Here is a 2,283-nt window from a genome sequence, read left to right on the forward strand (position 1 = left end):
AAATCCCCGTAATTCACCTTCCTGGAAACAGAGCCTGGTATATCCAGAATCTCCGGCGGGAGTTTCTTGAGGACCTTAAACAGGCTTTTGGTATACGCTTTTGAGACAGCTTTTTTCCTGCCGTTTTGAACTGTCTTAATCTTTTCCAGGCCTTCAATTTCTGGGAGGTCAATATACCTCTGCCTAACCCAGTCTTTTAAAAGCTCTTTTCTTTGCTCATCAGTCATTTCCTGCCATTTGGAGAAATAATCAAGCAGTGCCTGCTCGTGTTTTTCCTTGGCCTCTTTGTCGAACCTGTTCTGGATATCAGACAGGGCTTTTTCCAGCTCTTCGTCATACCCAGCAAGCTGGGGGATATAATCCCTGGTCAAATTCTTAAGGCCGTACTCACCCTTCTTATCCTCATCGAGTATGTGCTCAGACAGCATGACATCAAAGTCAAAGAAGGGAATATCCAGCCCATACCTGTAATTTAGCCATTTGTAGTCGAACTTGGCGTTGGCGGCGCAGGTCACTGTGTATTCCGGATCGAGAACTTCCTCCAGCTTGCGCAGCACTTGATCCTGCTGCTCCTGGGTTAGATCATCGAAGTAAAATGCCAGGCCCTGGCCCTTCTTCCAGGAAAGGGAGATGGCAATCATTTTCTCTTCCAGTCTGTGGGGTTCAAGGGAGGTTGTTTCAGTATCCACAGATACAAGCTTTTTCATCGTTCCAGCCCTGGTGGCTTCCCTGGCTTTCTCCAGAGCCGCCATTATCTCTTCAAAGGTTTCCGGGGTCTCAAGCTGATAATCGAGGTTGGTTATTGTACCATCAACTATGGCAGCTGCCTTCTTTACATCTGCCTGGATACAGCTCGCCAAACCCGGCTCCTTGTAGGCTGCCCCTGCACTGTAGGATGCAACCGCTTTTACCGGGTGTCCTTCTACGTTTAGCTCTATTATGTTGCCTCTGATCGCTAACTGATTTTTATTGATGCCAAAAGCTCTTGCAGCGTTTACCCCCAGCAGAAGAAGCGCCTTGGGTTTGGTCCTGGATACAATTTCGTGGAGCCTGGGGCTACAGTGGGAAATATCCTGTGCCTTAACACTATCCTCCGGTTTACACCCCAGAGCGAACTCTTGCCCTACAGTGTAGCTTGGTTTAAGCCTGCGAATCTGATCCAGCACAGCCAGGTACTGCGACGTAGTGTAATGCCCCCGCCTGCAATCTACCTTTCCCGGGGTATCGCCCACCACGAGGATATCCAGCTCGCCTCTGTCCTTGCCGTTATACCTGATCTGGCCCTTATGCCTGCATTCTTCACAGATTGTCATAGTCAATCCTCCGTTATGATGTTTTACTTTAGAGTATAATGTCAGGATTTTATTTTTTTAAGTAATTCGTAGAAAAAAGTTGGCACCGAACACAGAAAAGCATGTTATTTCGGATGGATATCTTAGGGTGTTAGGGTGTTCGGCTGTTTTCCGGGGAGAATGTGTATGTGTATATATCCGGCTATGGCACCGAACACCCTAACAGTTTGCCACAACTAACTGATATTTCAGGAGATATGGATATCTGACGTGTGCAGAGCGGGAGCTAAACACCCGAACAGGTAGAGATAAAGTGCTGAAATAATTGAGGGCACCCTTATTCAGGGTGCCCCCGAGGAAGTGTGTGCTTATGCAGCAGATCTGAAGGGATCAATAGCGTGTGCCGGTTCAGGGCGGGCAGTAGTGTCTTCCAGTTCCAGGTCGTAATATTTGTAGAACTCCCCGCCTACATCCCACCGGGGATCGAGGGTGAGTTCATATGGGGTTGGCAGTGCAGGCCCCTGCTCAACCTTGAGGTAGGCTTTGCCCCTCTTCTGAGCTTTTTTCAGCAACAGATCATTGCTGAACCGCTGCTCCTGCTCATCTACCCAGTATATGTACCCCGACTCGACGTTGCGCTTGATCCAGTCAGTTAATGTCGGTTTGCTTACCTCCATTACCTGGGCCAGATCTCCAGATGTCATAGGGCCTTGTTGCTCCAGGGTAGTCAGTTTTTCGTCTGTCAGCCTATCGAACTCGCCAACGTCCTCCAGGAATGTGTCCTTGAACAGCTGGTAAACGATGGCGTAATCCCCAATCTCAGCTACCAGCTTTTTGTGGTCGCAGAGCTGTCTTTGCTCCTGGTGCACGATGGTCACTGTCTTTATCGCATGCAGAATTCTGGAAAATGCTCTTCTGGCTGTTGTCGGCATGCTGTCAGTGTTCATGCAGTTAAAAATCTGCTCAGCATAAGGTATTTTTACATCGTACG

Annotated in this window: 2 protein-coding genes; both read right to left on the reverse strand. The window is 48.6% G+C overall.

Annotated elements, in window-relative coordinates; genetic code table 11:
• On the reverse strand, window positions 1-1,313 hold a 1,313-nt coding region (locus D5S03_RS13150; RefSeq protein WP_287044375.1), incomplete at its 3' end, for a hypothetical protein.
• Between the two features lie 347 nt (window positions 1,314-1,660).
• Window positions 1,661-2,283 (reverse strand): MarR family transcriptional regulator (locus D5S03_RS13155; RefSeq protein WP_287044377.1); only part of this gene is annotated, 623 nt, incomplete at its 5' end.

Source organism: Desulfonatronospira sp. MSAO_Bac3 (assembly GCF_003838035.1).
Lineage (GTDB): Bacteria > Desulfobacterota > Desulfovibrionia > Desulfovibrionales > Desulfonatronovibrionaceae > Desulfonatronospira > Desulfonatronospira thiodismutans.